The sequence below is a fragment of the Achromobacter sp. UMC71 genome, assembly GCF_014170305.1.
Classification (GTDB): domain Bacteria; phylum Pseudomonadota; class Gammaproteobacteria; order Burkholderiales; family Burkholderiaceae_B; genus Achromobacter.
Genome location: NZ_LZZT01000027.1, coordinates 1 through 22,345 on the forward strand (window position 1 = coordinate 1; position 22,345 = coordinate 22,345).

General features: G+C 67.2%; 24 protein-coding genes and 2 pseudogenes. 14 read left to right on the top strand and 12 right to left on the bottom strand.

Going from position 1 to position 22,345, the window contains the following annotated elements; all coding sequences use genetic code 11:
* Together A9974_RS29670 and A9974_RS12520 are read left to right on the top strand one after the other, a co-directional pair.
* Positions 1 to 117: pseudogene (locus A9974_RS29670) on the top strand (DSD1 family PLP-dependent enzyme); the annotation flags it as partial.
* Positions 66 to 776, top strand: coding sequence for a substrate-binding domain-containing protein (locus A9974_RS12520; RefSeq protein WP_183004414.1), 711 nt, complete (start codon positions 66 to 68; stop codon positions 774 to 776). The pseudogene A9974_RS29670 and the gene A9974_RS12520, both read left to right, overlap by 52 nt.
* A gap of 66 nt (positions 777 to 842) precedes the next feature.
* Here A9974_RS12520 and A9974_RS12525 read toward each other — a convergent pair whose 3' ends face one another.
* From A9974_RS12525 to A9974_RS12570, 10 genes are all read right to left on the bottom strand, one after another.
* The gene (locus A9974_RS12525; protein WP_183004415.1) at positions 843 to 1,571 is read right to left on the bottom strand and encodes a tetratricopeptide repeat protein; all 729 of its coding nucleotides are present in this window, start codon (positions 1,569 to 1,571) and stop codon (positions 843 to 845) included.
* Positions 1,568 to 2,206 (bottom strand): lipoyl(octanoyl) transferase LipB, encoded by a 639-nt coding sequence (gene lipB / locus A9974_RS12530; protein WP_183004416.1) that lies wholly within the window; start codon positions 2,204 to 2,206, stop codon positions 1,568 to 1,570. Before lipB ends, A9974_RS12525 begins: the two co-directional genes overlap by 4 nt.
* 15 nt (positions 2,207 to 2,221) lie before the next feature.
* Positions 2,222 to 2,494: a YbeD family protein gene (locus A9974_RS12535; protein WP_025136251.1), complete on the bottom strand. Its 273-nt coding sequence runs from the start codon at positions 2,492 to 2,494 to the stop codon at positions 2,222 to 2,224.
* 111 nt (positions 2,495 to 2,605) lie between these two features.
* Positions 2,606 to 3,472, bottom strand: a complete 867-nt coding sequence (locus A9974_RS12540) for a D-amino acid aminotransferase (RefSeq protein WP_183004417.1) — start codon at positions 3,470 to 3,472, stop codon at positions 2,606 to 2,608.
* A gap of 96 nt (positions 3,473 to 3,568) precedes the next feature.
* Complete coding sequence (locus A9974_RS12545; protein WP_183004418.1) at positions 3,569 to 4,831, bottom strand: D-alanyl-D-alanine carboxypeptidase family protein; 1,263 nt, start codon at positions 4,829 to 4,831, stop codon at positions 3,569 to 3,571.
* Positions 4,832 to 4,982: 151 nt separating this feature from the next.
* The gene (locus A9974_RS12550; RefSeq protein WP_183004419.1) at positions 4,983 to 5,636 is read right to left on the bottom strand and encodes an alpha/beta hydrolase; all 654 of its coding nucleotides are present in this window, start codon (positions 5,634 to 5,636) and stop codon (positions 4,983 to 4,985) included.
* Between the two features lie 45 nt (positions 5,637 to 5,681).
* Positions 5,682 to 6,281, bottom strand: coding sequence for an ABC-type transport auxiliary lipoprotein family protein (locus tag A9974_RS12555; protein ID WP_183004420.1), 600 nt, complete (start codon positions 6,279 to 6,281; stop codon positions 5,682 to 5,684).
* Complete coding sequence (locus A9974_RS12560; protein ID WP_183004421.1) at positions 6,278 to 7,234, bottom strand: MlaD family protein; 957 nt, start codon at positions 7,232 to 7,234, stop codon at positions 6,278 to 6,280. Before A9974_RS12560 ends, A9974_RS12555 begins: the two co-directional genes overlap by 4 nt.
* On the bottom strand, positions 7,221 to 8,060 hold the full coding sequence (locus tag A9974_RS12565; protein WP_183004422.1) for an ABC transporter ATP-binding protein: 840 nt from the start codon (positions 8,058 to 8,060) through the stop codon (positions 7,221 to 7,223). The genes A9974_RS12560 and A9974_RS12565 overlap by 14 nt, the downstream gene beginning before the upstream one ends.
* Positions 8,060 to 9,190, bottom strand: a complete 1,131-nt coding sequence (locus A9974_RS12570) for an ABC transporter permease (protein WP_183004423.1) — start codon at positions 9,188 to 9,190, stop codon at positions 8,060 to 8,062. The genes A9974_RS12565 and A9974_RS12570 overlap by 1 nt, the downstream gene beginning before the upstream one ends.
* Positions 9,191 to 9,284: 94 nt before the next feature.
* Between A9974_RS12570 and A9974_RS12575 the strand changes: the two genes are divergently transcribed.
* From A9974_RS12575 to A9974_RS12585, 3 genes are read left to right on the top strand one after another with little or no spacing between them, the layout of a single operon-like run.
* Entirely contained in the window at positions 9,285 to 10,139 is an 855-nt protein-coding gene (locus A9974_RS12575) for a biotin--[acetyl-CoA-carboxylase] ligase (protein ID WP_183004424.1), read from the top strand.
* On the top strand, positions 10,136 to 10,942 hold the full coding sequence (locus tag A9974_RS12580; protein ID WP_183004425.1) for a type III pantothenate kinase: 807 nt from the start codon (positions 10,136 to 10,138) through the stop codon (positions 10,940 to 10,942). Before A9974_RS12575 ends, A9974_RS12580 begins: the two co-directional genes overlap by 4 nt.
* Positions 10,943 to 10,956: 14 nt before the next feature.
* The gene (locus A9974_RS12585; RefSeq protein WP_183004426.1) at positions 10,957 to 11,121 is read left to right on the top strand and encodes a hypothetical protein; all 165 of its coding nucleotides are present in this window, start codon (positions 10,957 to 10,959) and stop codon (positions 11,119 to 11,121) included.
* An 80-nt stretch (positions 11,122 to 11,201) separates the two neighbouring features.
* Here A9974_RS12585 and A9974_RS12590 read toward each other — a convergent pair whose 3' ends face one another.
* Together A9974_RS12590 and waaC are read right to left on the bottom strand one after the other, a co-directional pair.
* On the bottom strand, positions 11,202 to 12,491 hold the full coding sequence (locus tag A9974_RS12590; protein WP_183004427.1) for a 3-deoxy-D-manno-octulosonic acid transferase: 1,290 nt from the start codon (positions 12,489 to 12,491) through the stop codon (positions 11,202 to 11,204).
* Complete coding sequence (gene waaC / locus A9974_RS12595; RefSeq protein ID WP_183004428.1) at positions 12,491 to 13,540, bottom strand: lipopolysaccharide heptosyltransferase I; 1,050 nt, start codon at positions 13,538 to 13,540, stop codon at positions 12,491 to 12,493. Before waaC ends, A9974_RS12590 begins: the two co-directional genes overlap by 1 nt.
* 124 nt (positions 13,541 to 13,664) lie before the next feature.
* Between waaC and A9974_RS12600 the strand changes: the two genes are divergently transcribed.
* From A9974_RS12600 to A9974_RS12640, 9 genes and pseudogenes are all read left to right on the top strand, one after another.
* Complete coding sequence (locus A9974_RS12600) at positions 13,665 to 14,717, top strand: Gfo/Idh/MocA family protein (protein ID WP_183004429.1); 1,053 nt, start codon at positions 13,665 to 13,667, stop codon at positions 14,715 to 14,717.
* Between the two features lie 5 nt (positions 14,718 to 14,722).
* Positions 14,723 to 15,292: an acyltransferase gene (locus A9974_RS12605; protein WP_183004430.1), complete on the top strand. Its 570-nt coding sequence runs from the start codon at positions 14,723 to 14,725 to the stop codon at positions 15,290 to 15,292.
* A gap of 6 nt (positions 15,293 to 15,298) precedes the next feature.
* Positions 15,299 to 16,399 carry a DegT/DnrJ/EryC1/StrS aminotransferase family protein gene (locus A9974_RS12610; RefSeq protein WP_183004431.1) on the top strand — a complete coding sequence of 367 codons (1,101 nt, stop codon included), beginning with the start codon at positions 15,299 to 15,301 and terminating at the stop codon, positions 16,397 to 16,399.
* Positions 16,400 to 16,479: 80 nt separating this feature from the next.
* Complete coding sequence (locus tag A9974_RS12615) at positions 16,480 to 17,739, top strand: glycosyltransferase family 4 protein (protein ID WP_183004432.1); 1,260 nt, start codon at positions 16,480 to 16,482, stop codon at positions 17,737 to 17,739.
* 17 nt (positions 17,740 to 17,756) lie between these two features.
* Positions 17,757 to 18,932 carry a DegT/DnrJ/EryC1/StrS aminotransferase family protein gene (locus tag A9974_RS12620; protein ID WP_183004433.1) on the top strand — a complete coding sequence of 392 codons (1,176 nt, stop codon included), beginning with the start codon at positions 17,757 to 17,759 and terminating at the stop codon, positions 18,930 to 18,932.
* Complete coding sequence (locus tag A9974_RS12625) at positions 18,929 to 19,525, top strand: sugar transferase (RefSeq protein WP_183004435.1); 597 nt, start codon at positions 18,929 to 18,931, stop codon at positions 19,523 to 19,525. The genes A9974_RS12620 and A9974_RS12625 overlap by 4 nt, the downstream gene beginning before the upstream one ends.
* A 175-nt stretch (positions 19,526 to 19,700) precedes the next feature.
* Positions 19,701 to 20,873, top strand: a complete 1,173-nt coding sequence (locus A9974_RS12630) for a glycosyltransferase family 4 protein (protein ID WP_255468147.1) — start codon at positions 19,701 to 19,703, stop codon at positions 20,871 to 20,873.
* Positions 20,870 to 21,571 (top strand): lipid II flippase family protein, encoded by a 702-nt coding sequence (locus A9974_RS12635; RefSeq protein ID WP_183004434.1) that lies wholly within the window; start codon positions 20,870 to 20,872, stop codon positions 21,569 to 21,571. Before A9974_RS12630 ends, A9974_RS12635 begins: the two co-directional genes overlap by 4 nt.
* Positions 21,558 to 22,345, top strand: a pseudogene (locus tag A9974_RS12640) (hypothetical protein); the annotation flags it as partial. The gene A9974_RS12635 and the pseudogene A9974_RS12640, both read left to right, overlap by 14 nt.

The following is a 22,345-nucleotide window of genomic DNA, read 5'->3' on the forward strand; positions in this document are numbered from 1 at the left end:
CGCGCCATGCAGGCCTGGGCCGACCGCCACGAGGTCGCGCTGCGGCCGCACGCCAAGGCTCATAAATGCCCCGAGATCGCGCTGCGCCAGCTGCCTGGCACAACCCCGCTCTGCTGCCCCGGCTGGCCCTGCTGCAGCCTGCCGCCGCCCTGGCGATGGGTCCGCTGGACGATCCGCAGCTGCGGGCTGCCCTGGCCGCGCTGGAGGTGCCCGTGGTGGAAACCTGGAGCCTGTCGGACGCGCCGCTGGACAGCGCCGTGACCGTCGACAATGCCGAGGCCGGCCGCCAGGCCGCCCGCCATTTCGCCGGCAAGCGCTTTGCGCAGGTGGCCTGCATCAGCACCGACAACCCGTGGGAACGCGCCCGGCGCGAGGGCTTCATCAGCACCACCGCCGCGTTGGGGCTGACCCAGGTCGCCGATATCGTGCAACCCGACGTCCAGCACATGAACGACGGCCGCATGGCCTTCCTGCGGCTGCTGGCCACCAATACGATCTTCGACGCCGTGTTCTGCACGTCCGATCTGCTGGCCGCCGCCGCGGTCTCGGAAGCCCACAACCGCGACCTGCACGTGCCACAGGATCTGGCGGTGCTGGGCTTTACCGACGACGGCAGCGCGCCGCAATGGGTGCAGGGGCTGACGACGCTGGGCATGGATGCGGCAGAACTGGGCCGCCGCGCGGGCCAGCTGTTGCTGGACCGCCTGGACGGCGAGCAGCCTGCCGGCACGCGGATAACGATGGAGGTGGTGTTCGAGACGCGCCTGAGCACCTAAGGCGTATCCCCGGGACTGAGTGAGCGCCACGTGGCCAGCGGCGGCGGCCGCGAGCGTATCGCCCGGTCAGGCGCCGGTTTCGTACAGCGGCGGAAAGCCGCTGTCGCGCAGCATGGCATCGGCCTCGCGCAAAAAGGCCGGGGTGGCGGTGTCGGGCACGCGCACCAGCCACTGCACCGCGTCGTCCCTGCGGCCGCGCAGCAGCAACATGCGGCCCAGATGGAACATGCCGCGGAAGTCGCCGCCTTCGGCGCAGCGCTGGTAGCAGTCGAACGCGCGTTCCAGGTCTTGCGGCACGACGTCGCCGGCTTCATAGAAGCGGCCCACGACGCCGATGGATTTCACATGGCCGCCCTGCGCCGCTTGCTGGTACAGGGCCAGGGCCGCGGCGCGGTTCTGCACCACGCCGCCGCGGCCGCTCTTGAGCATGTGGGCATAGTTGTACATGCCCCAGTCCAGGCCGCGATCGGCGGCCAGCCGGAACCAGTACGCCGCCACCGTATCGTCCGGCGCCACGCCCCAGCCATTCTCGTAGCAGCGGCCCACCATGTTGATGGCCATCAGGCTGTCGCCATTGGCGGCGCGCTTGAACCACGCCAGCGCTTCGGCCTGGTCCTGCGGCATGCCGATGCCGTCCAGCAGCATCTGGCCAAAAATGGTCTGCGCCTCGGCCAGGCCCATGCCGGCGGCGGTTTGTATCCAGGCCGCGTACGCCTCGACCGGCCCGGCGCGCAGTTGCGCCAATTGCTCGGGCGAGGTCGCGGCCACGTCGGCCGGGGTGAAGGTCAATGTCATGCTGGGGTCCTTGCCTGGCGCCAGGCGCGGGCCAGATTGCGCGCCAGCGTGTCGCCGACGTCGGTGGGGTCTTGCCGCACGCCACAGGCCGCCATATCGACGGTGCGCAGCCCGGCATAACCACAGGGGTTGATGCCCAGGAACGGCGCCAGGTCCATGGCGACATTGAGCGACACGCCATGATAGGCGCGGCCGTTGCGGATCTTGATGCCCAGCGCGGCGATCTTGGCCAGGTCGCCCCCGCCCGGCGCGGGCACGTAGACGCCTGGCGCCCCCGGCTTGCGGCAGGCGCCGGCCACGCCCATTTCTTCGAGCGTGTCGATGACCGCGGCCTCAAGCAAGGCGACGTATTCCTTGACGTACATGTCGACGCGGCGCAGGTCGAACAGCGCGTAGGCCATGACCTGGCCGGGTCCATGGTAGGTCACCTGGCCGCCGCGATCGCAGTGGACGATGGGGATGGCGCCAGGGTTCAGGACGTGCTGGGGCAGGCCCGCCTGCCCCAGCGTGTACACCGGGGCATGCTCGCACAGCCAGATTTCATCGGGCGTCTCGGCCGACCGCTGGTCGGTGTACGCCTGCATATCCCGCCACACGGACAGGTAGTCCGCGGGCCGCGCGAGCCACTTGATCACGGCAGCCTTCTTGCCCTAGAGGACAATCGACACCATGGGGTGGCCGTGCAGCGCCTGGTACAACCCATCGAGCTGTTCGCGCGAGGTAGCGCGCACCGTGAAGGTCAGGCCCATGTAGTTGCCGCCCTTGCTGGGCCGCATTTCGACCGTGGCGGCGTCAAAGCCCGGGTCAAAGCGCAGCACGACCTCGGTCAGCGTCTGTGCGAAGTCGGGATGCTGCTTGCCCATGACCTTGATGGGAAAGTCGCTGGGGTACTCGATGAGGGAGTCTTCGGGCGGAATATGCATGATGGATGGCCTGGAGCGTCAATTCATCTATATGGGGGCAGGCGTCGCCCAGGCAAGGCCCGCTGGCCAGGGCGAGCAGCGCGGGGCGGCCAGGCGCCCCGCCAGTCCGGCTCAGAGCGCGGCGATGCGGGCATCATAACCCGCGCGCAATTGCTCAAAAACGGGGCCGGGCTTGCCCGAGCCCACCGGCCGGCCGTCCAGCGAGACGATCGCCAGCACTTCCTTGGTGGCCGAGGACAGCATCAGTTCGTCCGCCTGCGCGACTTCGCCCTGCGTGATGCGGCGCGCCTCGAAGGCGATGCCGGCTTCGGCCGCCAGCTCGCCCATCAGGCCGTAGCGGATGCCTTCCAGGATCAGGTTGTTCTTGGGCGGCGCCAGCAGCTTACCGCCGGACACGACCCAGATGTTGGTGGACGACCCTTCGGTCAGGAAGCCGTCGCGGAACTGCAGCACTTCGTCGACGTGGGCGTCCACCGCCTGTTGCTTGGCCAGCACATTGCCCAGCAGCGACACGGACTTGATCTCGCAGTGCAGCCAACGCTCGTCGGGGATGCTGATGGCGGACAGACCCTGGCTGCGGGCCGCGGCCGAGGGCGGCGCCCAGGCCGACACCATGCCGAACACGGTTGGGGTCACCGGCTGGGCCGGGAACTGGTGGTCGCGCTTGGCGACGCCGCGGGTCACCTGCAGGTAGACGATGCAGGTTTCCAGGTTGGAGCGCGCCAGCAGCTGTTCGACCAGGTCGATCCAGCCGGCGCGGTCGAACGGCTGGGCGATGCGCAAGGCCGCCAGGCTGCGGTCCAGGCGGTCCAGGTGCTCGGCCATGCGGAAGGCATTGCCGCGATAGACGGGCACGACTTCGTAGATGCCGTCGCCGAAAATGAAGCCGCGGTCCAGGACGGAGACCTTGGCCTCGTCCACGCGCAGAAACTCGCCATTGAGAAACACCTGGCTTTCGCCCGGTACGCCCGGAATCATGAGCCGCTCCTGAGAATCAAATGGATAGGGACGGGCCACATGGCCCGCCCCTTGGGATAGAGCTTACACCCGCGGCCGCGCCCGTGGCGCGTCCGCTTACTGGAACCAGCGCTTGACGGTGTCGACCATGCGGCCGAAGAAGCCCGCGCGCTCGACGGCGTCCTGCACCACCAGCGGCTCGCTGCGCAGCACCTTGCCGTCCAGCGTGAACTGCAGCGTACCGACCTGCTGGCCCTTGGCCAACGGGGCGATCAGGGGATCCGTGCGCTGCGCCACCGGCTTCAGGTCGCCGGCCTTGCCGCGCGGCACCGCGACGGAGACGGGGTTGGGCGGGCCGAGCTTGACGTTGTCGGCCGTGCCTTCCCAGACGCGGGCGTCGATGGCAGGCTGGCTCTTGTCGAACAGCTTGACCGTGTCGAAGTTCTGGAAGCTCCAGTTCAGGAGCTTCAGGCTTTCCTCGGCGCGGGTGGCTTCGCTGTCGGCACCCACCACCACGACCAGGATGCGGCGGTCGCCGCGCACCGCGGTCGACACCAGGCAATAGCCGGCCGAATCGGTGTGGCCGGTCTTCATGCCGTCCACCGACGGATCGGCCCACAGCAAGCGGTTGCGGTTGGGCTGGGTGATCTTGTTGTAGGTGAAGCCCTTCTGCTTGTAGTAGTGGAAGAACGACGGGTGATCGGTGATCAGGTGGGCCGACAACGTGGCCAGGTCGCGCGTGGACGTCATGTGCTGCGGATCGGGCAGACCCGTGGCGTTCATGAAATGGGTGTTGCGCATGCCCAGGCGTTCGGCTTCCTGGTTCATGAGCGCGGCGAAGGCGCTTTCGCTGCCGCCCACCGCCTCGGCCAGCGCCACCGACGCGTCGTTGCCCGACTGCACGATCATGCCCTGGTTCAGCTCATCGACCGTGACCGGCTTGCGCGGCTCGATGAACATGCGCGAGCCGCCGGTGCGCCAGGCGTGCTCGGACACGGGCACGGTCTGCTCCAGCGTCAGACGCTTTTCTTCCAGCGCATTGAACACCACGTAGGCCGTCATGATCTTGGTCAGCGAAGCCGGCTCGACCTTCATGTCGGGATTGGAGGCCGCCAGGGTCTGGCCGCTGTTCACGTCCAGCACGATCCAGGCCTTGGCCGCGATGGTGGGCGCGGGCACCGCCGACACGTCGCCCACCGGGACCACACCCGTTGCCGACGGCGCGGTCGCGGTGGCGCCGGCAGCCGCGGGGGCCGCGGCGGGGGCCTGCTGGGCCCAGGCCGGCAGCGACGCCGCGAGCATCGCCGACAGCACCGCGCCGGTCAACGCGCGACGGACAAACACAACGGGGGATTGAGCGGAGTAAGGCAAATTCTTCATCGGCAACGTGGGTCCAGGAAAGACGCCCGCTGGCGCGGGGCAAGTGGCTGACAATTATAGGCAGTCGATAAGACCCATCCGCCCCGGGATGGGTTCCTTGAGCACTTAAAACATGCAACCTGATGCAACTCGCCGCCTTGCGGCCGGCCGCTCAGTCCAGCGCGACCTTCAGGCGTGCCTGCACCAGTTGGCGCAACACCAGCAGCTTGCCGTGGAAAAAGTGCGAAGCGCCGGGAATCACCACCACTGGAATCGCGCGCGGCCGGGCCCAATCCATGGCTTCGGACAGCGGCACCACTTCGTCCTCTTCGCCGTGCACCATCAGCGTATCGTCAGGCACCTGCACTTCGTGCGACTGGAAGCGGTTCACGGCGGGGCCCATCAGCATCAGCGCGCTGGGCAGCACGCTGTCGCCCTGCCCGGCCAGCGCGGCGTAGGTCTGCGCGGCCACGGCGGTGCCGAACGAAAAGCCGGCCAGCACCCAGGGCGCAGCGGCCAGGTCGGGATGGCGCTCGCGCATTTGCGCCACCACCGCCAGCATGTCCTGGGTTTCGCCCACCGACTTGTCGAACACGCCTTCGGACAGGCCGACGCCGCGGAAGTTGGGACGCACCGCCACCAAGCCGTGCTGCACGCAAGCGCGCGACAGCGTGGTCACCACCTTGTTTTCGCGCGCGCCGCCTTGCAGCGGGTGCGGATGCAGCACCAGGGCCCAGCCCCGCGGCGTACCGTCGGGCCAATCCACCGCGCAATCGATGCGGCCGGCGGCTCCGGTGAAGGCGTGGGTTTCAGTGCTTGCGGGCATAGGGGAACTCGTGCTGCGTGAAAAAGGGAATGTTAACCGGCGGCCTCAGCGGGCCGGCCGCGCCGCGGCCTTGGGGTTGGCGGCCAGCCATTGCGCCAGCTGGTCGGCGGCGTCGTCCGTGGCCTGGCGCAAGGCGGCCACGCCCCCGGCGGCATCCTGCGTCGGCGCGGGGGCCTGCGTGGCAATGCGGACCTGGCCTGCGACGTCGCGGCCGTTCAGCAAGACCGCCTGCAGCAGCACGCGGCCCTCGCTGGCCGAGCCGTCGGCCGCGAACACTTGCTCGAACTGCGACAAGTAGACCTGCAACTGCGGCGTCTGGCCACTGGCGCGGTCGGCCAGCACCGGCCCCTGGCGCGACAGGCGCTCGATCAGGCGCTGGCGCACCAGATCCGAAGGCGCCGACGACCAGCGGTACGTCGCATAGGACTTGGGTGCCGCACTGTCGCCGACGCGCCAGACGATGCCGGTATCGGACAGCGCCGGCACGGCCGAGAACACCAGCGCAATCGGTTCGCGCGTCGGCAATTGCGGTACGGGACGGGCATCCAGGCCCAGATCGAACACGGCGGGCGGCGCGCCAACGCGGCCCACGCCGCAGCCGGCCAGCGCCAGCGTCAGAATCAGAATCGCGCTACGCATCTTCATTTCGGCTGTCTCCCAAATCCGGCGAACCCGGCCTCGCCGGGCCCGGGCGCAACCGGCGCCGGCCCGAACAACAACGATTGCGGCGAGTTGTCGACGCGCCGCAAGGTAAAGGTGGCGCCGCGCGCGGCCGCGCTGACGTTGGCCGCCATGCTGGTGACAGCCGGCAGCGTCTCGCCGTCCAGGCGCGAGGCGGCAAAGGCGATATCGTTCAGGCTGCGCGTGGCCGTAGCCAGCGGGCCGTCGGGCGCGTTCAGGCGCGCCAGCGACTGCCGCGCCTGCTGGGCCAGGTCCGCGACCTCGCGCGCCGCGCGGTCAGCCTGGCGCGACGTGCTGCCCAGCGAATCCATCAGCGGGCCCAGCTTTTCCAGGGTCGGCTTCAGATCGCGCGTGGCGTCTCGCAGCGACTGGGTGATGTCGGTGGTGTTCTGCAACGTGGCCGTCAGCGCCTGCACGTTCTGCTGGCTCAGCAGACGGCGCAGTTGCTCGGTCGCGTCTTCCACATTGGAAATCAGGCGGCCGCCACGCTGCTCGATGCGGTCCAGGAAGCCCGGGCGCAGCGGAATCGCGGCGGGGTTGGCGTCGCTGGACGCCAGCCGCTTGAACGAACTGCCGTCGTCGCGCAATTCGACGTTGGCCATGCCGGTCACGCCCTGCACGCCCAGCTCCGCCCAGGTCGATTCCGTAATGGGGGTATTGGGCGCCACGCCGATGCGGATACGCACCTGGCCAGGCTTTTCGGGGTTCAGCGCCAGCGACTGCACCTTGCCCACCGGCACGCCCTGGTATCGCACGGTCGATTGCGGGTTCAGGCCGCTGACGGCGGTGGCCGAGACGATTTCATAGGTTTGCAGTTTGGTTCGGTCGCGGCCGATCCAGACGGCCACCAGCGCAGCGGCGGCCAGAAGGACCAGCGTGAAGATGCCGGCCATGAGCGCGTGACTACGGTTTTCCATGATGCGTTCCCTTCGGCGCCATGTCCCCGAGCGCGCGCAAACCGCGTTCGCCCAGGAAGAATGTGTGAATGAACGGGTGATCGACCTTCAGTACTTCCGGCACCGTGTCGCATACGATCACCCGCTTGTCCGCCAGCACGGCGACACGGGTGGCCAACGCGAGCAGCGTGTCCAGATCGTGCGTCACCATGACGACGGTAAATCCCAACTGCCGGTGCAGGCTGCGCACCAGGTCCACGAATTCGTCCGAGCGCAGCGGATCCAGGCCCGCCGTCGGCTCGTCCAGGAACACCAGTTCCGGATCCAGCGACAGCGCCCGCGCCAGCGCCACGCGCTTGACCATGCCGCCTGACAGGTCCGACGGCCGCTTGCAGGCGTCCTGCGCCGACAGGCCGACCATCGCCAGCCGGCACATCACCACATCGTGCACCAGGTCTTCGGGCACGCTGCGCAGCTCGCGCAAGGGCAGCGCCACGTTGTCGTACACCGACAGCGCCGAAAACAGCGCGCCGGCCTGAAACAGCATGCCCCAGCGGTACGACAGGCGCCGCCGCTCGCTGGCCGTCAGTTCGGACAGGGTATTGCCCAGCACCTGGATCGTGCCGGCGGCTGGCTGGTCCAGCCCGATGATCTGCCGCAGCAGCACCGTCTTGCCCGTGCCCGAACCACCCACCAGCACCAGGATCTCGCCAGGGAACACGGTCAGGTCGAGGTTGTCGTGCACCACGTGGTCGCCGAAAGCCGTACGCAATCCGCGCACGGTAATGACGGGCGCGACCGTGACCTGCTCTTCGGTAAACAGGCGATGCTGCTCGGCGCCGGCCATCAGATGCCCACCGAACTGAAAATGACCGCGTACAACGCGTCCAGCAGGATCACGCCGGTGATGGACGTGACCACCGAGGTCGTCGTGCCCCGCCCCAGGCTTTCCGTATTGGGCTGGATACGCAGACCGAAATGGCAGGCGATCAGCGCGATCAGCATCCCGAACGTCACGCCCTTCAGGATGCCGATCCAGTAATTGGTCAGGGAGATGGCATCGGGCAGCGACTGCAGGAACCATTGCATCGACACGCCCAACTTCACTTGCGCGGCCATCATGCCGCCCAGGATGGCCATGGCGTCGGTCCACAGCACCAGCAGCGGCATGGTGATGGCCAGCGCCACCACCCGCGGCAGGATCAGCCGCTGGCCGTGCGAAATGCCCATCACCAGCATCGCGTCCAGCTCCTGGGTGACCCGCATGACGCCGATCTGGGCGGTAATGGCCGATCCCGACCGGCCCGCCACCAGGATGGCCGCCAGCACCGGGCCCAGTTCACGCACGATGGACACGCCCAGCAGTCGCACAATGAAGCGGTCCGCGCCGATCATCTGCAACTGCTGCGCGGACAAGTACGACAGCACCACCCCGATCAGGAATCCCACCAGTGCCGTGATGCCCAGCGCCTGGGCGCCGGTGCGGTAGATCTGGGCCGAGATTTCGCGCCAGGGCCCCCGCGCGGGCCGGCGCAACATGCCGAACAGATCCAGCACCAGTTGACCCAGCATGACCAACAGGGCACGGCCGTTCTCGGCCGCCTGCAACACGGCATCGCCCAGCGCGCGGACCCAGCCCCACGACGGCTCGGGGCGCGGCGGCTCTTGTTTCCCGCCCTTGTTCAGCGCCAGGGCATTGAATACGTCCTGCTGGCCGGCCGACCAGCGCACGCGCTCGGGCAGCTTTTCGCCCCAGGCCTGCCAGATCAGCAGGGCGCCGATGGTGTCCAGCCGGCTGATGCCGTGCAGGTCCCAGCGCACGTCCTCGCTGGCGGCCTTGGCCATTGCGGCGCGGCGGCGGTCGACCTCGCCCGGCTCGGCCAGCGCCAGGACGCTCCAGTCGCCCCCGACGTAGCACACGCCTGCTTCCTGGCGGAAGGGCGCGGCGGCGGACGCGGACAAAGCGGAATGCGGCATGTAGACAAGGCACCGATGCAAAATGTATCCACAATCATATACGCTGGGGACGAAACGCCGCGAGCACGGCCGCGCGTGCCCTACAATCGCCGCCATGTCCGCTCTAGTCCGCTCCACCGACCTGCCCGCGCCAGATGATCTGGCCCGGATGCTGGGTTCGCGCCTGCCCGCCTTCCAAGATGTCGCCTGGACCGCCAGCACCGGCTCGACCAACGCCGACCTGCTGGCGCGCGCCCGCACGGGCGCAGGCGCAGGCAAGCCCTGGCTGCTGGGCACCCATCTGCAGGAAACCGGCCGCGGCCGCGCCGGCCGCCCCTGGCAGAACCGGGTGGGCGCGGCGCTGATGTTTTCGTGCGCCTTCGATGTCCACCTGCCGGCCGTGCAATTGCCAGCCCTGTCGCCCCTGGCCGGACTGGCCGCCTGCGAGGCGCTGCGCGCCGTGGCCGGCCCCGGCGCCGGCGGACTCTGCATGAAATGGCCCAACGACGTGCAATGGCATGACGCCAAGCTGGCCGGCGTGCTGGTCGAGACCACCCGCAACCCCGGCGGCCGCGAAACCGGCTACACGGTCGTCATCGGCATGGGCGTGAATCTGGTCGACGCCGGCGCGCTGTCGCAGGCGCTGGGACGCCAGGTCGCCGACTGGGTCCAGGTCACCGAGCATGCGCCCGGCCACGCCGCCACCGCGGCGGATCTGGTCTGCGCCGCGGCAACCGCCTGGCACGAGGCCGTCCAGGCCCTGGAGCGCGAAGGCTTCGGCGCCTTCGCGCAGCGCTTTGACCAGGTCGACGCGCTGGCCGGACGCCCCGTCAACGTGCTGGACAAGGGCGACGTGATCCTGAGCGGCACCGCCTGTGGTGTCGATGGCCAGGGCCGCCTGCTGGTGCAAACGCCCCAGGGCGCCACCCCGATTTCGGTCGGTGAAATCTCGATTCGACGCCAAGCATGATCATCCTCATCGACTCCGGCAACAGCCGCCTCAAAGTGGGTTGGCTGGATCCCAGCAGCCCCGATATGCCGCGCGAACCCGCCGCCGTCGCCTTCGACGGCCTGGACCTGGACGCGCTGGATCGCTGGCTGGCCGTCTTGCCGCAACAGCCGACGCGCGCGCTGGGCGTGAACGTGGCCGGCGCCGAACGCGGCGCAGCCATCTGCGCCATCCTGCAGCGGCATGGCTGCGAAGTCACCTGGGCCACCTCGCAAGCCACCACCCTGGGACTGGTCAACCGCTACAAGACACCGCAACAACTGGGCGCGGACCGCTGGGCTTCGCTGCTGGGCGTGCTGTCGCGCCTGCCTGGCGCCCATCCCCCCTTCCTCCTGGCCAGCTTCGGCACCGCCACCACGATCGATACCGTCGGGCCCGACAACGTCTTCGCCGGCGGCCTGATCCTGCCCGGGCCCGCCATGATGCGTAACGCGCTGGCCCACGGCACGGCCAACCTGCCGTTCGCCGAAGGCCAGGTCGTGCCCTACCCCACGGACACGCACGAAGCCATCGCCTCCGGCATCGCCGCCGCCCAGGCCGGCGCAGTGGTGCGCCAGTGGCTGGCCGGCCGCCAGCGCTACGGCCAGGCGCCGCAGATCTTCGCGGCTGGCGGCGGCTGGCCGGAAGTGCACCAGGAAATCGAGCGCCTGCTGGCCGATGCCGGCGGCGCGTTCGGCGCGGCGCCGGTGCCTGTCTACCTGAATCATCCCGTCCTGGACGGGCTGGCCGCCATGGCGCGCGCCACCCCCGCGCCGGACGTTTGACGCGAGGCCGCGGCATGCGAGTGCTATTTATCCTGATTCTGCTGGCCAACCTGTGGGTCGTAGCGCTGGGCCAGGGCTGGCTGGGCGTGCGGCCCGAAGACGAAGGGCGCGATCCGCGCCGCTTCAGCCAGGAGTTGAACCCCGGCGCCGTCACGCTGGTGCCCAGAACCGCCTCCTAGGGCGGAGCGGCCCTCAACGCGGCGTCACGCCAGGGCGACGCAGGCCTGCGCGGCAAACGGCCCGTTCGCCGCCTGACGCATCAATCCAGCCAAGGGCCCAGCGCCTCCATCGTCCGGGCCGTCGCGCCCGCATGGCTCGAAAACCACTTGCGCGCCGCCTCGCCCGCCGCCTGGCGCCTCGCCGGATCGGCCACCAGCGCCAACGCCGCCGCGACCGCCTGCGCCGGATCGGGCTGACGCTGGGCCGCCCCCGCCTCAATGGCGTCGCTGGCGGCCTGCTGGAAATTGAACGTGTGCGGCCCCACGATCACGGGCACGCCCGCCGCGCAGGCCTCGATCAGGTTCTGCCCCCCCAGCGGCGCAAAACTGCCGGCCACCACCGCCACGTCCGAAGCGGCGTAGTAAAAGGCCATTTCCCCCAGCGTATCGCCCAGCAGCACGGCGGTGTCCGGACCCGGCTCCTGCCCGGACGAGCGCCTGACATACCCCACGCCAGCCTGCGCCAGCAGCGCAGCCGCCTCGTCGAAACGCTGCGGGTGACGCGGGATCAGCAGAAACAACGGCCTGCCGGGCTGCACCGCCTGCCGCTTGAGCGCGTCGATGAAGGGCGCATCCTCGCCTTCGCGCGTGCTGGCCAGCGCGATCACCGGCCGGTCCAGGCGGGCGCGCCAAGCCTGCCCCGCCTGCACCTGCGGTTCGGGCAGGGACAGATCGAATTTCAGATTGCCGGATACGGCGGGCTGGCGCACGCCCGCCTGCGCCAGACGGTCGGCGTCCTGCGCCGTCTGGGCCAGCACCAGACCCAGCCCCTCCAGCGCCTCGCGCATCACGCTGCCCAGGCGGGCCGCCTGGCGCAGCGACGACGCGGAATAGCGGGCGCTTACCAACGCCATCGGCACCCGCTGGCGGCGCGCCGCCGCCAGCAGATTGGGCCAGATCTCGCGTTCGATCAGGATGCCGCAGCGGGGGGCACGAGCGGCCAGGAAGCGCCGCGTGGCGCCGGGAAAATCGTAGGGTAGCCAGGCCTGGCGCAATTGGCCGCGGGCGATGGCGTCCGCGAACAGCCGCGCGCCCTCGGCGCGGCCCGTGGCGGTGATATGGGTCAACAATACCGGCAGACCGCGGTCCAGCAGGGCTTGCAACAAGGGCTGCGCGGCACGCGTTTCGCCCAGGCTTACCGCATGCACCCAGACCGGCGGCGCCCCATTCCGGGCGTCAGGCACGGGCGCAGGGTCCGGCGCGATCCGGCCGAAACGTTCAGGCGAGAAAATCTGCCATTCGCCGCCCGCCCGCTTGGCGCGACGAGCCATCCACAGCCAGACCAGCGGCGCCAGCGCCCGCAACGCCAAGGTGTAGACGCCGCGGTTCATCAGCGCGCCGCCAGCGCCTGCTCCACCGACGCCATGACGGCCTCGCGCGACGGCGATGCGCCGCGGTCGCCCAGGCTGGCGGTGTAATTCGAGCCCACCAGGGGCGTGCGCACCGGCGTGGACGCACGGTAGATACCGATAGTGGGACGGCCAAGGGCGGCCGACAGGTGCGTCAGGCCGCTATCCAGGCCCACCATCAGGCGCGAGCCCGCCAACAGGCGAGCCACCGCGCTCAGGTCCATGCGGGGCATGACTTCGACGTCCTCCATGCCGGCCACCAGCAAGCGGGCGCGTTCGGCCTCCTGATCATTACCTGCCAGCAGCTTGAGCGAACAGCCCGCATCGCGCAGACGCCGGAATACCGCGCGCCAGTCGTCCTCGGGCCACAATTTGTCGTCACGGCTGGCCGACGGCATGATCACCGCATAGCCCCGGTCGGTGTCCAGGTGATGCAGACGCGGCAATTCCGTCACGTCCAGGCCATCGCTGGACACCTCGTGCACCGGGTCGGCGCCACCGTCACGGCCCTGGCCCGCCTGGCGCGAAAACGCCTGCAGGCCGAAGTCCGGCAGGCCGCCGTACTGGTAGCCGAACGTCAAAGAGGCCAGTTTGCGCTGGCGGATGACCGCGGGCTGCCAGAATTCCACCCGATGGCGCACGTTATAGAACAGCGACGCCAGGGGTTCGCGTGCCGAACGCCAATCCAGACCATGACGCACGCCGCGCGCCTGCCGCACCAGCCAGGCCGATTTCAGCAGGGCCTGCATATCCAGCACGATGTCGTACTGTTTGGACCGCAGGCGCTCCTTGAGCGCGCGGCGTTCCGCCCGGACCTGGGTCGACCACCAGGCCTTGCGCCAACGGCGATGAGCGACCTTGATGACCTCGTTCACGGCGGGGTGCCACCCGGGGATTTCGGCGAAGGCTTCTTCGGCGACCCAGTCGATCTCAGCGTCCGGAACATGACGGGCAATGTCGGAGATGGCGGGCAGCATGTGCACCAAATCGCCCAGGGACGACGTGCGGACAATGAGAATGCGAGTTGGCATCAATTAGGGAAGGCGGATTTTCACGTTCGTTACCACATCCGGTCTTCAAGTATTATTACGCTCTATTCCGGGAGGGGCTGTCGAATTATCCCGGCAATTTACAACAAAACAACCTCTTCTCCCGATGACCGCTAATCCAGTTACCGACCGCAAGGTTCGTTTCGCCCTGGTAGGGTGTGGGCGCATTTCCAAGAATCATATTGGCGCCATCGCGCAGCACAGCGATCGAGCCGAGCTCGTGGATGTCTGTGACACCAATCCCGCCGCGCTGAAAGCCGCCGCGGAAGCCACCGGCGCCCGGCCTTTTTCGTCCCTGACGGAAATGCTGGCCCACACGACCGCCGATGCCGTCATTCTGGCAACGCCGTCCGGCCTGCATCCGTGGCAAGCCATTGAAATCGCGCAGTCCGGCCGCCATGTGGTCAGCGAAAAGCCGATGGCCACCCGCTGGGAAGACGGCAAGCGCATGGTCAAGGCTTGCGACGAAGCGGGCGTGCGCCTGTTCGTCGTCAAGCAAAACCGCCGCAACGCCACGCTGCAACTGCTCAAGAAAGCCATCGATAGCGGCCGCTTCGGCCGCATTTATATGGTGACGGTCAATGTTTTCTGGACCCGTCCCCAAGATTATTACGACGCCGCTCGCTGGCGCGGTAAATGGGAATGGGATGGCGGTGCCTTCATGAACCAGGCCAGCCATTATGTCGACCTGCTCGATTGGCTGGTCGGCCCCGTGGAAAGCGTTTACGCCTACACCGCCACCCTGGCGCGCCGCATCGAAGCCGAAGACACCGGCGTGGCCGCGATCCGCTGGCGCCATGGCGCCATGGGCTCGATCAACGTCACCATGCTGACCTACCCGCAGAACCTGGAAGGCTCGATCACCATCCTGGGCGAAAAAGGTACCGTGCGCGTGGGCGGCGTGGCCGTCAACCGCATCGACGAATGGAAGTTCGCCGACGAGCAGCCCGACGACGCCAAGATCCGCGAAGCCAACTACGAAACCACCTCGGTCTACGGTTTTGGCCATCCGCTGTACTACGACAACGTCATCCGCGTCCTGCGTGGTGAATGCGAACCCGAGACCGACGGACGCGAAGGCCTGCAATCGCTGGCCCTGCTGACCGCCATCTACCGTTCCGCGCGCGACGGCCTGCGCGTGCCGCTGCCGCTGGATTAAGCACCATGAGCATCCATTCCACCGCCATCGTCGACGACGGCGCGCAGCTGGGCGCTGGCACCCGCGTCTGGCACTGGGTCCACGTCTCGGGCGGCGCCGTCATCGGCGAAGCCTGCTCCCTGGGCCAGAACGTCTACGTCGGCAACCGCGTCAAGATCGGCAACCGCGTCAAGATCCAGAACAACGTCTCCGTCTACGACAACGTGACACTCGAAGACGACGTGTTCTGCGGTCCGAGCATGGTGTTCACCAACGTGTACAACCCGCGCGCGGCCATCGAACGCAAGAGCGAATACCGTGACACCATCGTGCGCCAAGGCGCCACGCTGGGCGCCAACTGCACCATCGTCTGCGGCTCCACCGTGGGCCGCTACGCCTTCGTCGGCGCCGGCGCCGTCGTGAACCGCGACGTGCCCGATTTTGCCCTGGTGGTGGGCGTTCCCGCCCGCCAGATCGGCTGGATGAGCCGCCACGGCGAACAACTGGACCTGCCGCTGACCGGCAACGGGCAGACGACCTGCCCCGCAACCGGCGACACCTACGTACTCAAAGACGGCGTCTGCCAACTGGTGTGAGACAACATGCAATTCATTGACCTGAAAAAGCAATACCAAGTCCTGCGCGACCCGATCAACACGCGCATTCAGAATGTGCTCGATCACGGCCAGTACATCATGGGCCCCGAGGTCAAGGAACTGGAAACCGCGTTGTCCGCCTACACCGGCGCCAAGCACTGCATCACGGTCGCCTCGGGCACCGAAGCGCTGCTGATCGCGCTGATGGCGCTGGGCGTGAAGGCCGGCGATGAAGTCATCACGACCTCGTTCACGTTCGTGGCCACCGCGGAAGTCATCGTGCTGCTCGGCGCCGTGCCGGTGTTCGTCGATGTCGAACCCGACACCTGCAACATCAAGGTCTCGGAAATCGAAGCCAAGATCACGCCGCGCACCAAGGCCATCATTCCGGTCTCGCTGTACGGCCAATGCGGCGACATGGACGAAGTCAACGCCATCGCCGACAAGCATGGCATCACCGTCATCGAAGACGCCGCGCAAAGCTTCGGCGCCACCTACAAGGGCAAGAAGAGCTGCAACCTGTCCAAGATCGGCTGCACCAGCTTCTTCCCGAGCAAGCCCCTGGGCTGCTATGGCGACGGCGGTGCGCTGTTCACCAACGACGACGCGCTGGCCCAAGCCATGCGGGAAATCCGCGTGCACGGCCAGTCGGCCCGCTACTACCACACCCGCATCGGCGTGGGCGGCCGCATGGACACGCTGCAATGCGCCGTCGTGCTGGGCAAGCTTGAACGCTTCGAATGGGAAGTCGAGCAGCGCATCAAGATCGGCGCCCGCTACCAGCAATTGCTGGCTGACCTGCCCGACGGCGCGCGCACGGTCACCGTACGTCCCGACCGCGACAGCGTCTGGGCCCAGTTCACCGTCATGGTGCCCAACCGCGAAGCCGTCATCGCCCACCTGAAGGAAGCCGGCATCCCCACGGCGATCCACTACCCGCGCCCCATTCACGCGCAACCGGCTTACGCCGAGTTCGCGGCGGGCGAAGGCGCGACGCCGGTGTCCGACACGCTGGCGGCCACGGTCATGAGCCTGCCCATGCACCCGGACCTGGATGAAGCCACGCAGGATCAGATCGTTGCCGCGCTGCGCGCCGCACTGAGCTGATTCCTCCATGGCGCGGCGCCGCTTGCGGCGCCGCGCCATGTCCTCGCCGTACCCTTGCACCGACGCGGTACGATGCAGCCATGAATATCCTGCTCATCAACCATTACGCCGGGTCGCCGCGGCACGGCATGGAATTCCGGCCGTACTACCTGGCCCGGGAATGGGTCCGGCAAGGCCATCACGTCACCATCATCGCCAGCAGCGTCTCGCACCTGCGCCAGCAAAATCCCACGGTTTCATCCGCCGTCACCCGCGAACAGATCGACGGCGTCGACTACGTCTGGCTGCGTACCCGCCCCTACGCCGGCAACGGCGCCAAGCGGCTGCTCAACATGCTGCAGTTCACCGCCAAGGTCTACGGCATGGCGCGCGCGTTCGCCGCCAGCCGGCCCGACGTGGTCATCGCGTCCTCGACCTATCCGTACGATATCTGGCCGGCCGCGAAAATCGCCCGCGCCGCTAGCGCCAAGCTGGTCTTCGAGGTGCACGATCTGTGGCCGCTGACACCGCGCCTGCTGGGAGGTTTTTCCTCGCGCCACCCCATGATCTTCTCCATGCAGCGGGCGGAAGACTATGCCTGCCGGCACGCCGACAAGGTCATTTCGTTGCTGCCCGGCACCGCCCCGCACCTGCAAGGCCGCGGCATGGCGCCCGGCAAGTTCGTCCATATCCCCAACGGCTTCGATCCTGCCGAAACCGCCCGGCCACTACCCGACGCGACGGTTGAGCGGATCGCGGCGTTCGCGCGGTCATTCAAGGCCACCTGCGTTTACGCTGGCGGCCACGCGGTCTCGAACGCGCTGGATCCCCTGATCGACGCCGCCGCCCGGCCGCAATGCGCCGCCGTCGGCTTTGTGCTGGTTGGCAAAGGGGCGGAAAAACCCCGCCTGATGCAACGCGCCGAATCGTTGGGCCTGAAGAACATCCTGTTCCTGGACCCCGTGGAAAAGCAGGCCGTGCCCGCCCTGCTGGCGCTGGCCGACATCGCATATATCGGCTGGCACGACAGCCCGCTCTACCAGTTCGGCATGAGTCCCAACAAGCTGTTCGACTACATGCTGGCGGGCCTGCCGGTGGTGCATGCCACCAGTTCGCCCTACGACCTGGTGCGCGACGCCGGTTGCGGCGTCAGTGTGCCTGCCGACGACGTGCCGGCCATCGCCGGGGCCATCGCCGGACTTGCCGACCTGTCCGCGGCCCAGCGCCAGGCGCTGGGCCAGCAGGGCAAGACCTTCGTGCAGCAGCACCACAGCTATCCGGTCCTGGCGCGCCAGTTCCTGGAATCGCTGAGCGGGGCCGCGCAAGGCTCCACTACAATTCCCGTTCCTCAACGCTTCTAGCCGCCAGACAAAGAACCATGTCTTTCATTCCCTTCGCACTACCGGACATCGGCGAAGCCGAAATCACGGCTGTCACTGAAGCCATGAGGTCCGGCTGGCTCACCACGGGCCCCAACGCCCGCGCGTTCGAGCAGGAATTCGCCAGCTTCATCGGCGGCGGCGTGCAAGCCGTGGCCGTGAACTCGGCCACCGCCGGCCTGCACCTGGCGCTGGAAGCCATCGGCGTGGGCGAGGGCGACGAAGTCATTACCACCACCCACACCTTCACCGCCAGCGCCGAAGTAGCCCGCTATCTCGGCGCTGAACCCGTGCTGGTGGACATCGACCCCGACACGTTCTGCGTCAGCCCCGAGGCCGTCGAACGCGCCATCACGCCCCGCACCAAGGCCATCATTCCCGTTCATTACGGCGGCCTGTCCTGCGACATGACGGCCATCCTGGACATCGCGCGCCGCCACGGCCTGCGGGTCATCGAAGACGCCGCTCACGCCCTGCCCAGCACCTGGAAGGGCGAACTGATCGGCAGCCTCGCCAGCGATATCACGGTCTACAGCTTCTATGCCACCAAGACCCTGGCCACCGGCGAAGGCGGCATGGTGGTCACACGCGATCCGGCCCTGGCCAAGCGCTGCCGCGTCATGCGGCTGCACGGCATCGACCGCGACGCCTTCGATCGCTTCACCTCCAAGAAACCCGCCTGGTACTACGAGATCGTCGCGCCCGGATTCAAGTACAACCTGCCCGACACGGCAGCCGCCATGGGACGCGTGCAATTGGCCCGCGTGCGCGCCATGCGCGACCGCCGCGCCGAGATCGCGGCCCGCTTCGACCAGGCGTTCGCCAGCCTGCCGGTGACGCTGCCTCCCAGCCCCGAACGGCTTGCCAGCCAGGGCTACGACGCCGCCGACACGCACGCCTGGCACCTGTATGTGTTGCGCCTAGCCCCCCAGGCAGGTATCAGCCGCGACGACTTCATCTTGCGCATGACCGAAGCCGGCATCGGCTGCAGCGTGCACTATGTGCCGCTGCACCTGCAGCCCTACTGGCGCGACCGCTACGGCCTCACGCCCGAGATGTTCCCGCATTCGCAAGCCTGCTACGAACGCATGGTCAGCCTGCCCATCTACTCGCGCATGACCGACGACGAGGTCGCACGCGTAATCAGCGCCGTGGACACGCTGCTGCGCGCCTGATGAAACGGCTGTTCGACATCATCGTCTCCCTGCTGGGCCTGATCGCCCTGTCGCCGCTGTTCCTGGTGGTGGCGGTGGCGATCAAGCGCGATTCGCCCGGCCCCGTGTTCTTCCGGCAGGTCCGCGTGGGCAAGGACGGCAAGCCCTTTCGTATTCATAAATTTCGTAGCATGACGGTAAATAAAACCGACAATACGAAAGAAATTACCGTCGGCGGCGATGCGCGCATCACCCGCACCGGCGCCTGGATACGCCACTGGAAATTGGACGAACTGCCCCAGCTCATCGATGTTTTCCTGGGTGACATGAGCGTGGTCGGCCCCCGCCCGGAAGTGCCCCGGTACGTTGCGCTGTACCCCGACACATTGCGCCAGATCGTGCTGTCGGTCAGGCCTGGCATTACCGACCTCGCGTCAATACGTTTCAGGCATGAGAACGACCTGCTCGCCCAAGCCAGCGATCCCGAGCAGGCCTATCGGGACCAGATTCTTCCTGAAAAACTTCGACTCCAAAGCGAATATGTGCGCACGCGGTCCTTCTTCGGCGACCTCGGCATTCTGGCCGCCACATTCAGCGCGATCATTAAGCGCTGAGTCAGCTGGCGCAGCCTATCTGACAGCAAGCTAACGCCGCAGCATCGATGCATACGGATGCAATCGACTCATCTCGAATTAATCGAAACATCTTGTGAACGAGCGACATGGGATCTCCTGTCATGCTCGATTCATAGACTGACGTTCCGATTAATAGAAGAGCCAGCGTCCGAGATTGACTACTGATTCCGAATTCTCCTCATCCACACATACCGCCGACCACACCGATAACCCGCCGCTGAAAGTCGCCCTGCTGGGCGCGAGCCAAAGCATCCATACCGTGCGATGGGCCAATGGCCTGAGCGAGCGCGGACACGATGTCCACCTGCTCTCGCTCGACCCGCCGTCAGCCGACATCTCACCCACGGTGCGGCAATACCAGCTGCCTTACGGCGCCCCTTTCGGTTATCTGTTGGCTGATCGGCGTGCGCGCAGGTTGCTCTCGCGGATTCAACCCGATTTGCTCAATACCCACTACGCGACCGGTTATGGCCTGCTGGCGCGCCGCTCCGGGTTCACGCCGAATCTATTATCCGCGTGGGGTAGCGATATCTACGATTTCCCGGAAAAGAGCTGCTGGCACCATCGCGCGCTCAGCAAGAACCTGAACCGCGCGACCGTGCTGGGTGCTACAAGCCATGCAATGGCGACTAAAATGCGGGCGCTGTCCGAGAAGCCTGTTTTCGTCACGCCATTCGGTATCGACGAACATAAGTTTTCGCCACGAATCGTACGGTGCCCGTCCGACCGTATCGTCATCGGCACCGTAAAGACACTAGAAGCGCTTTATGGAATCGACACGTTGATCCACGCATTCGCCAAACTCAAGACCCGCTTGGCCGCAAGCAATGGCGATCTGGCGTCACGCCTGATGCTGCGCATTTATGGCGGCGGCAGCCAGCGGCCCATGCTGACGGACATGGCGGCGAACCTGGGTCTGAACGACTGCGTCGAACTCAAGGGACAGATACCGCACAGCGAAGTCCCCGCTGCGCTGGATCAGCTGGATATCTACGTCGCCCTGAGCCGCCGCGACAGCTTCGGTGTCGCCATCCTCGAGGCCTGTTCGAGCGGATTGCCTGTCGTGGTGTCGGACGCCGATGGGCCGGCAGAGGTCGTGCTCGATGGCGTGACAGGCTTTGTCGTACCCATCGACGACGCCGACGCTGCCTCACAGCGGCTGGAAACCCTGGTCCTGAACCCGCAATTGCGCGCCACCATGGGCACGGCCGGCCGCCAACGCGTGCGCGAGATGTACAGCTGGGAACACAGCCTGGACCTCATGCTCGACGCCTATCAGGAAACGCTGCGTATCCATCGCGGCACGATGGCGCGCAGCCAGCCATGACGGTGCTGATCGGTCTCGTCATCCTGAGCTTCTCGACCATCCACCTGCTCGAGTACCTCAGCTACTACGCCCGTATCGCCGGCAGGCTGGCGAAGCGGCCCGTCACGGGATACGCCGTCCAGAATGCCACGACCACGATTACCCGGTTCTTCTATCTGGCGCTGATGCCGCTGCTGGGTTTCCTGATCGACAAGCAGATCCCCGTGGCCACCTACCAGTTGATGGGGCTGTGCGCGCTGTTCGGCGCCACCCTGCTATCGCTGCTGGCATTCTTCGTCCGGTTCCACTGGATCACCTTGCTTGCGAACTTCATCCAGCGACGCGCCGGCAAGCCCAAGCTGCGCACGGACGACATCCGCAAGCAACTGGAGATCCCTTCGGCATTCCCCCGCCGCCGCATCGTCGTCCTGGCCGCGGCCGTCTTCCTCTGCTACGCGCTCGGCGTGCTCGTCTCTTACTACTTCGCGCTGGTGTTCCACGATTACCGCAGCACCATTTCACAGCTCTCCGGCATCGTGAATGGCTTTGCCACGGTGCTGCTCACGTTCGTGCTTGAACCGCGCATCGCCGCGATTGTGGACGACCACCCCACCCATGACGTCTACCATGCCGTGCAGGCCATGCTGACAGGCCGCCTGCTGGCGGTGGGCATCCTGGCGCCGGCGCTCTTCTGGAGCCTGGGAAATGCGCTCGCCTGAGGCCTCTGGCTACCGGTTGCCCGACAGGCTGGTCCTGGCCGGATTTGCCTTGTGCCTGGCCGGCTCGTCCATCTATGTCCCCTACCCCCTGCGGCCCTTCCATTGGGGGCTGGCGCTGTTCGTGCTGGCGCTGGCCGCAGACCGGTCCTGGCGCACGGCCGCGTGGAACACGAGCCTGCGGACACCGCTCATCGTCCTCGTCTTGCTGCTGGCCATCCAGCCCTTGTGGATCGTGGCGCAAGACCGGTATGTCCGGTACGCCATCTACCTGCTCATCGGCGCCGTTTCCGCCCTGCTCGGCGAAACCCTTGCGCGCCGCCAGAAGCCATTCCTGTTCCTGTTCCCCTGGCTGCTGGCCTTCTGGTTCATCACCGCCTATTTTCCAGTCTTCGACGCCTGGACCGAGGCGCAGCGGTTCCGGCCACGGTACCTGCTGACCGGCGGCGTCTGGGACAACATCAATGACATGGCCACGGTCCTGGTGTTCGCCAACCTGATCTGGCTGCTGTGCCGCCGGCGCCTGTCACTGCCGCTGTTCGCCATCTGCTGGTTCTACGCGCTGCTGCTCAACCGACGGGCGGATCTGGCCGCGGCTCTGGTGCTGGGCGTGGCCTGCCTGCTGTGGTTCGTCGATGGCGATAAGCGCCGCAGCCGCCTGAAGCTGCTGGCGGCGTGGGCGGCCGCCACCGCGGCGGCCATGGCGCTGCAGAGCGAGCCGCTGCACCTGGTGTCGCTCCCGAGCATCCAGGAAAGGCCGCTGGCCCAACCCGCCCC

Coding starts and splice junctions, on each gene's coding strand:
- A9974_RS12520 (WP_183004414.1), top strand. CDS start 66: ATGCCCCGAGATCGCGCTGCGCCAGCTGCCTGGCACAACCCCGCTCTG.
- A9974_RS12525 (WP_183004415.1), bottom strand. CDS start 1,571: ATGACATTGACCTTCACCCCGGCCGACGTGGCCGCGACCTCGCCCGAG.
- A9974_RS12535 (WP_025136251.1), bottom strand. CDS start 2,494: ATGCATATTCCGCCCGAAGACTCCCTCATCGAGTACCCCAGCGACTTT.
- A9974_RS12540 (WP_183004417.1), bottom strand. CDS start 3,472: ATGATTCCGGGCGTACCGGGCGAAAGCCAGGTGTTTCTCAATGGCGAG.
- A9974_RS12545 (WP_183004418.1), bottom strand. CDS start 4,831: ATGAAGAATTTGCCTTACTCCGCTCAATCCCCCGTTGTGTTTGTCCGT.
- A9974_RS12550 (WP_183004419.1), bottom strand. CDS start 5,636: ATGCCCGCAAGCACTGAAACCCACGCCTTCACCGGAGCCGCCGGCCGC.
- A9974_RS12555 (WP_183004420.1), bottom strand. CDS start 6,281: ATGAAGATGCGTAGCGCGATTCTGATTCTGACGCTGGCGCTGGCCGGC.
- A9974_RS12560 (WP_183004421.1), bottom strand. CDS start 7,234: ATGGAAAACCGTAGTCACGCGCTCATGGCCGGCATCTTCACGCTGGTC.
- A9974_RS12565 (WP_183004422.1), bottom strand. CDS start 8,060: ATGGCCGGCGCCGAGCAGCATCGCCTGTTTACCGAAGAGCAGGTCACG.
- A9974_RS12570 (WP_183004423.1), bottom strand. CDS start 9,190: ATGCCGCATTCCGCTTTGTCCGCGTCCGCCGCCGCGCCCTTCCGCCAG.
- A9974_RS12575 (WP_183004424.1), top strand. CDS start 9,285: ATGTCCGCTCTAGTCCGCTCCACCGACCTGCCCGCGCCAGATGATCTG.
- A9974_RS12580 (WP_183004425.1), top strand. CDS start 10,136: ATGATCATCCTCATCGACTCCGGCAACAGCCGCCTCAAAGTGGGTTGG.
- A9974_RS12585 (WP_183004426.1), top strand. CDS start 10,957: ATGCGAGTGCTATTTATCCTGATTCTGCTGGCCAACCTGTGGGTCGTA.
- A9974_RS12590 (WP_183004427.1), bottom strand. CDS start 12,491: ATGAACCGCGGCGTCTACACCTTGGCGTTGCGGGCGCTGGCGCCGCTG.
- waaC (WP_183004428.1), bottom strand. CDS start 13,540: ATGCCAACTCGCATTCTCATTGTCCGCACGTCGTCCCTGGGCGATTTG.
- A9974_RS12600 (WP_183004429.1), top strand. CDS start 13,665: ATGACCGCTAATCCAGTTACCGACCGCAAGGTTCGTTTCGCCCTGGTA.
- A9974_RS12605 (WP_183004430.1), top strand. CDS start 14,723: ATGAGCATCCATTCCACCGCCATCGTCGACGACGGCGCGCAGCTGGGC.
- A9974_RS12610 (WP_183004431.1), top strand. CDS start 15,299: ATGCAATTCATTGACCTGAAAAAGCAATACCAAGTCCTGCGCGACCCG.
- A9974_RS12615 (WP_183004432.1), top strand. CDS start 16,480: ATGAATATCCTGCTCATCAACCATTACGCCGGGTCGCCGCGGCACGGC.
- A9974_RS12620 (WP_183004433.1), top strand. CDS start 17,757: ATGTCTTTCATTCCCTTCGCACTACCGGACATCGGCGAAGCCGAAATC.
- A9974_RS12635 (WP_183004434.1), top strand. CDS start 20,870: ATGACGGTGCTGATCGGTCTCGTCATCCTGAGCTTCTCGACCATCCAC.